General features: G+C 69.8%; 6 protein-coding genes, 1 tRNA gene and 2 pseudogenes. 8 read left to right on the top strand and 1 reads right to left on the bottom strand.

Going from position 1 to position 9705, the window contains the following annotated elements:
* From DLJ59_RS02195 to DLJ59_RS02220, 6 genes are all read left to right on the top strand, one after another.
* Positions 1-425, top strand: a 425-nt coding sequence (locus tag DLJ59_RS02195; RefSeq protein WP_148096921.1) for a GOLPH3/VPS74 family protein, incomplete at its 5' end; no start/stop codon positions are given.
* 353 nt (positions 426-778) lie between these two features.
* Complete coding sequence (locus tag DLJ59_RS02200) at positions 779-1426, top strand: hypothetical protein (protein WP_124770847.1); 648 nt, start codon at positions 779-781, stop codon at positions 1424-1426.
* Positions 1427-1461: 35 nt separating this feature from the next.
* Positions 1462-2115, top strand: a complete 654-nt coding sequence (locus tag DLJ59_RS02205; RefSeq protein WP_244235793.1) for a GNAT family N-acetyltransferase — start codon at positions 1462-1464, stop codon at positions 2113-2115.
* A 131-nt stretch (positions 2116-2246) separates the two neighbouring features.
* On the top strand, positions 2247-3245 hold the full coding sequence (locus DLJ59_RS02210) for a phosphotransferase (RefSeq protein WP_124770848.1): 999 nt from the start codon (positions 2247-2249) through the stop codon (positions 3243-3245).
* A gap of 384 nt (positions 3246-3629) precedes the next feature.
* The gene (locus tag DLJ59_RS02215; protein WP_124770849.1) at positions 3630-3890 is read left to right on the top strand and encodes a hypothetical protein; all 261 of its coding nucleotides are present in this window, start codon (positions 3630-3632) and stop codon (positions 3888-3890) included.
* Positions 3887-5569 (top strand): recombinase family protein, encoded by a 1683-nt coding sequence (locus DLJ59_RS02220; RefSeq protein WP_124770850.1) that lies wholly within the window; start codon positions 3887-3889, stop codon positions 5567-5569. Before DLJ59_RS02215 ends, DLJ59_RS02220 begins: the two co-directional genes overlap by 4 nt.
* Here DLJ59_RS02220 and DLJ59_RS02225 read toward each other — a convergent pair.
* Positions 5551-5634, bottom strand: a tRNA-Leu gene (locus tag DLJ59_RS02225). The two genes, DLJ59_RS02220 and DLJ59_RS02225, sit on opposite strands and share 19 nt — an antisense overlap.
* Positions 5635-5873: 239 nt before the next feature.
* Between DLJ59_RS02225 and DLJ59_RS38385 the strand changes: the two are divergent.
* A pseudogene (locus tag DLJ59_RS38385) lies at positions 5874-6273 on the top strand (tetratricopeptide repeat protein); the annotation flags it as partial.
* A 2233-nt stretch (positions 6274-8506) separates the two neighbouring features.
* Positions 8507-9705: pseudogene (locus tag DLJ59_RS02235) on the top strand (fibronectin type III domain-containing protein); the annotation flags it as partial.

Here is a 9705-nt window from a genome sequence, read left to right on the forward strand (position 1 = left end):
CCACCATCCGCCACACCCACCCACCCCTGCGGGCATGGCTGCGCGGGTTCTCCGACGACCTCTACGACCGCACCCGCGCCGGACTCGTCGCCAGCGGGATCCTGCACCAGCACACCCGACGGCGCCTCGGCGGCCTCATACGCGCCGACACCTACCTGCCCACCGACAGCAAATGGGCCGTCATCGCCCGTTCCCGCCTGCGCTACCTCGCCGCCGGCCGCGAACAACCCGACAACCACACCGCCGCCCTCGCCGGTCTCGTCGCCGACCTCGGACTTACCAGCCACCTCTACCTCGACGACGACACCCCAGCCCTGGCCGCTCGTCTGAAGGCCATCGCCGGGCAGCACTACCAGTCGGTCCGCGACATCACCGCCGCCGTGGACGCCGCCGTGGGTGACCTCGCCACGGCGGCCTACCGCTAGCCCCAATTCACCTCACCTCGAGAAAGTCCACCGTGAACAACCCGCCTCACGTGCGATCCGCGGCCGAGACGCCCCACCCTGTGGGCCGGCGAGCCGTAAAGGTCACTGCCGCCGCCTGCGCGCTCGGCCTGCTCGCCACCGCCACAGCTATTCCGAACTGGACGGGCGCCGACGGGCCAGCCCCATCCCCGCCCTCGCCCTCCACCACTGCCGCGTCCCAGTCGGCTGTGGCACCGTGTCTGTCACCTGCCGCCCTGACGGCGGCACAGCTCAAGGCACGCGCACAGCAGAATCTCGACCCATCCCCGACGCATCTGCCGGAGTCGACCCCGGCGCGGCATGCTCTGAAAGCGGTGACGGTTGGGCCGTCCGGCTGCGACTCCATCCCGGGCCGGTTCGCCTACGTCCACCTACTCCAATGGGCCACGGACACCGCGATCGCGGGCAACAGCACCACTACGAGGATCGTGCTGTTCGAAGAGCAACGCTGGCGTGCCGACGACGCCTCCGGACGCGTCGTTCGCAGCCGCTACCCCGACGGCAACCAGCCGACCGACGACAGCACCTACTACCCCGGCGAGCTGGACGGACCCATCGGCCCGATCGCCGCCGACCCGGCAGCGCTCAATGCGAACATCGACGCCACCCAGCCCCGATTCCTCGGGCCCACCTCCGTCATTCGCGGCCTCGTCAGCCTGCTCGGCTGGCGTACTCCCAACCAAGCCGCCCGCACCGCGGTCCTCACCGTCCTGCGCGACACCCCCGGAATTACCTACCACGGCTCGGTGACCGACCGGGCAGGCCGAACCGGCATCGGCGTCAGCGCCACCTCCGATGACATCCGCTTCCTGCTGATCCTCAACCCCACCACCGGCGAACTACTCGCCTACGAAAGAGCAGCACTCACACCGCCACCCGGCAGCGACCGGACCGGCCCTCTGGTCGACGACTACCAACTGTTCCTCGTCCACACCCGTGCAGACAGCAGCAGCAACTCCTGACCCCGCAACCAAGAGCCTTCCAAGGAACCCCAGCCATGGACACTGTCCCGCGTATCCGCGCCGCCCGCTGGGCGGACAAAGACCACGTCGCCGCACTCATCGCCGACGCCCTCTATCCCAGCCCTCTCGCAACATGGCTGATCCCCGACCCAGGCCCACGACATCGAATCCTCACCGACGTCCTCGCCATCTGGATCGAACACGCCCTGTTCTACGGCGACATTCACCTCACCGACGACGCCACCGCCGCCACCGTCGGCTTCCACCGATACCGCCCCATCCCGCCACCAGCGAACTACCCCACCCGCCTAAGCGATGCCGCAGGCCCCCACAGCGATCGCTTCGACCTACTCGATCGGCTACTCGCCAAAGACCGACCCAGTGAGCCCCACTACCACCTCGCGTTCCTCGCCGTGTCACCCAGCGCCGAGCGGTCAGGACGCGGCACGTCCCTGCTCAGCCACCATCGCAGCCGACTCGACCATGTGAACCTACTGTCCTGGACTAGCACCACCCCCGATGCCCAGAGCCTGCATGTCCGGCACGGCTACATCCCAGAATCGGCGATCCAATTGCCCGAAGGCCCGGTCATCTGTTCCATGCGCCGCAGCCCCCTCCACGGCGACATCCAGCCAACCAGGACGACCGCGACCGAGGGCCAAACCAGTCATCCAAGTCCGCAGCCGTGACCCATCCGCCACTCGCGAGGACGAGACATGAGACCGGCTACCGGGTGAACACCGGATTTTGGGGTGGCGAGGCTGAGCCCTGCTGTCCGCCAATCCGGCCCAAGCCAGGCTAGTAGCAGAGAAGAGAACCGATGCGTAGCGATTGGACCGCCCTGCCGGAGAGTGTCACGGCAGCGATCGCCGAACGGGTCGGCGGAACCTTCGACGTCGCCCAGGCCTCCAGTGGCGACCACGCTGAGATCGCCTCGACGGTGAGAGGACCCGCCGGACCGATCTTTATCAAAGCGGCCTCCGGCGAGTTGAGCGTTCGGTCGCTGCGCTACGAAGTGGCGGTAACCCGGGCCGACCGGCACCCGCCCGCAGTCCTGTGGCAGTTCGAATCCGATGGCTGGCTGGTGGTGGGGACCGAGCATCTTGCCGGCCCCCACCCCGACCTGTCACCCGGCAGCACGGATCTCAATCTGCTCCTAGCCGCACTGAAAGCACTCCAGGAGACGCCGGCGCCCGGCGAGACGTGGTTCACCCCGGCAACCCGGCTCGGGTTCGCGCACCCGGCGATGGACGGCGAGACACTCATCCATACGGACCTCAACCCAGCGAACCTGATCGTGACACCACTCGGCCTACCCATCGTGGACTGGGCGTGGGCAACCAAGGCCGCCGCATGGGTCGAACTCGCGTTGCTCGTCCCATGGCTGATCGGCAGCGGCCACAGTGCCGAGCAGGCAGAAGAGTGGATAGCGCAGCTTCCCGCATGGACCGCGACCGACCGACAGGTCTTAAACGACTTCGCGTCAAAGAACGCAACGAAGTGGGCAGCCAAGTCCCGGCAGAACACCGAGCGCTGGGTACGGGACCTCGCAATGTGGACCGGCGAGTGGGCGCATCACCGGACCGACGGCCATCAGCCAGCCCGCGAGCCACAGCGCGGGGGCACCCTCTCGTTGATGTGGGCGCCGGCAACGGTGAAACTCCTCAACCAGCCAGCAGGCCCACTCGGGACCGCAAATCAGTTCACTCAGCCGGGCAGGTCCATGGCGGCCCGGACCGAGAACCAGCCGCGCTGCTCCCAATCTGCTCCCAATGTAAGCCACACATACCGCAAAGCCCGTTACCGACAACTCCGGTAACGGGCTTTTGACCTGCACAAACTGAGAGTGGGCGATGCTGGTATCGAACCAGCGACCTCTTCGGTGTGAACAGAGTGGTCTCCGAGAGCGTCCGAGTCCACGCGATACCCACAACCAAGCCGCGCCCCCCAGCAGCGCTAGCCGGTCTCAAGGCCCCTGAGGGACATGACCGACGCATAGATGTAACGCCTGCCCCTGCTCAACAAGCGGCCGATGCCTGACGGCGTCGGCCGCTTCTTCATGCCCGCCGGAGCAACCGGCACACGAATCAACTTCGGAGGACCTCTCCATGACAACCCACCCATCCAACACAGCGCGCGCCTCTAACACGATGCCCTGCCACCGACGGATGTCGCCGCCGGGTCAGCCACCGGACGGAGGCGCATGACTCTGCCGTCCGATCACCAAAATCAGCAACGCAAGGAGTCCGACCCTGGGACGGAGATACGACTTGACCGACCCAGTGAAGGCGACGGTTCATGGACGGTCAACGACGCGAACGGGCGAGCGACGACCGCGTTCATCAAGGTGGAAGCTCCCCAGAGGCCACCGGAGCTGCACCCTGGTGCCGCTGCCGCTCTGCTGAAGCTGCTCAGACGGGTCAACGACCGCCGCACAGACAACTCGATCGAGGAGAACAGATGACCACCCCTCAACCGAAAACCTTCGCCTTTTACGGCCGTGTCTCGACCGAGGACAACCAGGACCCCGAATCGTCCCGGAGCTGGCAACTGACTCGGGCGAGCACACTCATCCAGCCACACAACGGCCGAATTGTCGCGGAATACTTCGATATCGGCCAGAGCCGTTCCCTCCCGTGGCAGCGCCGAACCCAAGCCAATCTCCTTCTCGCGGCTCTGCGTAACCCCGGGCGAGGGTTCTCCGCCGTCGTCGTCGGCGAACCGCACCGCGCCTTCTACGGCAACCAGTTCGGCCTCACAGCGCCGCTGTTCGTCCACTACGGCGTCGAACTCTGGGTCCCCGAGATTGGCGGCCCCATCGACCCCGACAACGAGGCACACGAACTCGTCATGTCCGTCTTCGGGGGCATGAGCAAGGGTGAGCGCAACCGGATCAAACTGCGCGTTCGCACCGCCATGGCCGCCCAGACCCTCCTTGAGGGCCGCTACCTGGGTGGGCGCCCACCTTACGGCTACACACTCCGCGATCTTGGACCCCACCCCAACCCCGCCAAGGCCGCCGACGGCAAACACCTCAAGGGCCTTACTCCGGACGAACAGACCGCTCCAATCGTCCGGCAGATCTTCGCCGAGTTCCTCGCCGGTATCGGCCTCTTCGCCATCGCCGAGGGACTTACCGCCAACCACGTGCCTTGCCCATCGGCACACGACCGGGCCCGCAACCGGCACCGTAGCGGCATCGCCTGGTCCAAGAGCGCCGTCCGCGTCATCCTCACCAACCCCCGCTACACAGGGCGGCAGGTGTGGAACAAGCAACGCACCGACGAAGTACTGCTCGACGTCGACGATGTGGCAATGGGTCACACCGGCGTCATGCGCTGGAACGCCCGCGACAAATGGGTGGTCTCCAAGGACATCACCCATGAGCCACTCATCGACGACGCGACCTTCGAGCAGGCCCAGGCGATACTGCAACGACGAGGACGGGGAACCGGCGGACAGCACGTCCGGCAGCGCACCCGCAACCCGTACGTCTTCCGGGGCATGATCTACTGCGCCGCCTGCGACCGACGCATGCAGGGCCAGTACAACCACGGCGACGCCTACTACCGCTGCCGCTTCCCGCAGGAATACGCCCTCGCCAACCAGGTTGAGCATCCCAGCAACGTGTACCTGCGCGAGGATGCCCTCACCGACCCGATCGACACCTGGCTGGCCGCCGCCTTCGCACCCCACCGCATCGAACACACGATCACCGCGATGGCCGACGCTCAGCCCTTGGAACATCCGCCCGCAACCGCCCCAGCAGCACAGACGATTATCACCGAGTGCGACGCCAAGTTGGAGCGCTACCGGGCCGCCCTCGACGCTGGAGCCGACCCAGCGGTGGTCACCGGCTGGATCGCGCAGACCCAGGCCGAACGTGCGCGGGCTGAAGCGGATCTCCACGCGAGTGTGGGCACCGCCCCGCGCAGGATGAGCCGAGCAGAAATCACGACCCTGGTGAACGCGCTCGGCGACATCACCGCCGTGCTCCGCGACGCCGACCCGGCCGACAAGGCCGAGGTCTACCGGCAACTCGGTCTCCGGCTGAACTACCAGCCTGAAACGCAAACGGTGCGCGCTGCAGTCGATCTCAGCGCGCACCGTGGGGTAATGGTTTGTGTCCGAGGGGGGACTTGAACCCCCACGCCCTATACGGGCACTAGCACCTCAAGCTAGCGCGTCTGCCATTCCGCCACCCGGACCTACACGTTAAGCCTACCTCGCCGACCAGATGATCTTTCCATCCGGTGATTGGCGCGGCGGGCCGCACGGGGAGTTACTGTACACGGCACTCGTGGATCATGCACATCGCCTTCCGACGTCCCTTCCGCCGCTGCTCAAGCCGCCTCAAACGCCGCACCGACACCCCGGACGAGGCGTGTCCGGGTAGCGTCCGGCGGCCCTCTGACGGCAGCATTGCCACGTGCCCCATCCCTCCCCCTTGGCAGCCGCCCAGCACCGAGCCCTCGCCCTGCGCGCCGCGGGCGACCTCAGCGCCGCCCGGCAATTGCTCGCGGAGGCCGTCGAATCCGCTCCTCCGCCGTACGGTGACGATCATCCCGAGGTGCTGCACACCGCGCATCTGTTGGCGCGGTTGCACCGGGAGGGGGACGACCCGCCCGCCGCGCGCCGGGTGTTGGAGGAGGCGTTCGCGGCGGGCGAGCGGCGCTGGGAGCATTCTGACCCGCTGATGCTCGCGCTCGCCTTCGAGCTCGCGGAGGTGGCTGAGGAGCTGGGAAACCGGCACGAGGCCCGCCGCAACTACACCCGCGTCGCCACCGCCGGGCCCGCCGCGCTCGGGGAGAACCACCCGGCGGTACGCGCAGCCCGCGACTACCTCGGCCCACCCGCGTCGACGCCGGGCGAGCAGCACCGCGCGCCGACGCCCGGCCGAGGTCCGGTCGCCCCGGCGAACGAGCCGGGTGCCCGGTCGGCGCTCACCGGCCCGACCCTGTCGTTGGCGACTCTCGCCGCGATGCGGCCCTCTGCCGGCGGCCCACCGCCGGCCGTCTCACAGTGGGCACCGCCGCAACCGCCGGCGACGCCCCAACCAACCCCTCCAGCGGTACGCACATCCGCCCCGGCTCAACGCGTCGACGAGCAACCGTCTCGACCCTCGGTCGGCCCGACGCCCCGACCGGGGGCTGAGGTCCCGCCGACAACGCCGGTCGTCCAGCGGCCACCACACCGACCGCCGGCCGGGCCAACCGTGGCACCACGTCAGCGGGTGGGTGACCAGGCGACGACCCCGCCGGTGACCGACGTGCCACCGCCCCCGGCGACCACCGCACCGGCGGCGCCGGCACCTCGTTGGGACAACCCCACGATCCGGGTACGGCAGATCGAGCCGCTACTCGCCGAAGAGGCCGCCCGATCCGCCGCCCCGCCAACCGCGCCGGGCGATTCGCACAATGTGTCCGGCGCCGAGGCGACATCGCCCGGTAGGGCCGCCCCGTCCGGTGAACACCCGGGGCCGGCCTACCATCCGGCGAGCGGACCACCGGCCCAGCCCATCAGCGCACCGCCGGTCACCCCGCATCCGATCTCCGCGCCGCCCAGCCAGCCGTACCCGGTCTCCGGGCCCCCGGCCCAGCCATACCCGGTCTCCGCACCGCCCGGCTACGACCCACCCGTTTCGGCACCACCTGGGCACAGCTATCCGGTGTCCGCACCGCCCGGCTACGGGCCGCCTGTCTCCGGGCCGCCCTACGGACCACCCGTCTCCGCGCCTCCGGTGAGCGCACCACCCGTGCCGCCCTGGGGATTGACCGCACCGCCCTGGAGCAGCAGCGCCCCACCACAGCCCCTGCCAACTCCGACTGCCGACCCCACCTCCCAGACCACGACGCCTACCCAGACGGTGACGGCCGGGCACAGCACGACCGCGGGGCACAGCACGACCGCCGGACAAGGCACACCAGTCGGGCACAGCACGACCGCCGGACAAGGCACACCAGTCGGGGAGGGCACACCCGCCGGGCAGGGCACGACCGCCGGGCAGGGCACGACCGCCGGGCAGACCATGATGGACGCGGGCAGCACCGGTGCGGACGGCGATTCCGGGCTGGGCATCCTCGACGCCCCGGTGCCGCCGACCCGGCACGCCGACCGCGCGCTGCCCGACCAGACCGTGGTGTTCCCGTCGCACGGTGGCCCGGCCGGGGGCGAGGCCAATTCGGGCTGGACCGCAGCCCAGCCGAGCCCCGTTGCGCAGCCGGCCTGGTCACCGGGCCTCGGCGTCGACCCGGCATCGCAGGCCGCACCGCCACCGGTGCAGCAGTACCACCATCAGCCGGCGCAGCCGCCGTACCCGATCCAGCACCAGCACCAGGCGCCGTACCCGGGTCAGCAGTACCACCCGGTGCCGGACGCGCACCGGCCGGCGTACGCCGATGAAGGTGGGTCGACGGGCCGCAACCGGGCGGCGCTGATCGGCGCGGTCGTGGCGGCCGGGGTTGCCGTCGTGGCGGTGGCGGGTCTGGGCGCGGTGGTGCTGACCCGCGACGACCCGCCGCCGACGGCGGCGGCGACGCAGGCACCGACGGCGGCACCGACGGCGGCCGGGCCCCCGCCGGGCGACCTGAAGCTGCGCGACGATTCGGCCACGATCACCTTGACCTGGACGGACCCGACCGGCGGGGCCGTGCCGTTCATGATCGCCGCCGGTCGGGCCGGGCAGGCGTTGGGTGTGATCGCCACCGTGGACCCGGGCGGGACCAGCTACACGGTCAACGGGTTGAACTCCCGGGTGGATCACTGTTTCACCGTGTTGGCGGTCTACTCCACTGACAGCTTTGCGACTTCGGGCCAGGTCTGCACCGCGCGGGAGCGCAGAGCCACGCCGAGCGGGACGCCCTCCGGCCGACCATCGCCGCGCTGAGTCGAGCGGGAACCGGGCCGAGTCGAGCCCGAAACCGGGCTGAGCTGGACGTCCACAACGCACACGCTGGGTATCCACAGGGGTGACGGTGCGGGTTCCCCCGCCACCACCAGCGCCATATGATGGCACCCGGCTCAGGGGAGGGGTCGCCGCAAGGCGCGCCACCTGCCACGACTCAGGGGAGGCAGCCGGCTGTGGCCAGCATCGACGACGCCGTACAGACCGAGGCCCCTCGCTCCCGGTCCCGGCTGCGCGGCGGGCTGGTGACCGTCGGCACGGTGGCCGCGCTGCTGGCCGCCATGGGGTTGACCGTTCTCGGGTTGGGCGCGGCGGACAACGCGGTGGCCAACTACGACGCGAGTTCCTGGTTGTGGAGCGCGGTGCGCAGCGAGCTGGCCCGGGTCAACGGGGTCACCGCCCGGGTGGACACCCGCACCGAGATCCCCGGTGCCCGGCAGCATCCGATGCAGATCACCCAGACCGACCGGCTGCTGCTCCTGCGTGACCTGCAGACCGGGCAGGTCAGCTCGCTGGATCTGGCCACCCTCCAGCTCAGCGCGACCACCCGGACCACCCCCGGCCTGGGCGTGAGTGTGGCCCTGCACGAGGACGCGGCGTTCGTCGTCGACGCCGTGCAGGGCATCGTGCGGCAGCTCGACCCGCGATCGTTGACCCCGGTCGGTGAGCCGGTGCGCTATCCACCGGGCATCACCGGCGGCACCTTCGACGGTAAGGGTCGACTCTGGATCGCGGTCCCCAGCCAGGGCACCGTGTCGGCGATCACCGCCGCCAAGCTGCCGTCCGTGCCGGCGTCGACCGCGCCGGTGGGGGCGGGGCTCAGCCCGCAGCAGGTCGAGTCGTACGACGTCGCTGACGCCAGCCACGAGCTGGTGGTCTCCACCCTGGACGACGGGGTGGCGGTGCTCGACCGGACGGCCGGGAAGCTGGTGCGGGTGCAGCACGGTGAGGTGCACCCGACGCCGCTGACGCTGTCCGGCCCGGCGGCGCTGCCCGCGCGCACCAGCGGCCCCCGGGTGCCGGTCACGGTGACCGCCGAGCGGCGGGTGCTGCTGGTGGGTGACGGTGGGCAGGAGAGCGCGTTCACCGTCCCGGGCGAGGGGGGTCGGCTCAGCCCGGCGGTGGCCTGGGCGGACCGGTTCTACTGCGCCGACGAGGCCACCGGCACCATCTACTCCTTCGACGCGGCGGGTCAGCTGGTCGAGACCATCCGGGGGCGGGCCAACGGGCCGCTGGAGCTGGAGGTCCGGGAGAACCACCTCTTCATCAACTCCCCCGACTCGGCGACCGCGCGGGTGGTGGACGACAAGCACCAGGTGCGCGAGGTCAACAAGTACGCCAACGACGTCCTCGGCGGCGACCCGCCGCCGAGGAC

The organism is Micromonospora inaquosa, assembly GCF_003857055.1.
GTDB lineage: Bacteria > Actinomycetota > Actinomycetes > Mycobacteriales > Micromonosporaceae > Micromonospora > Micromonospora inaquosa.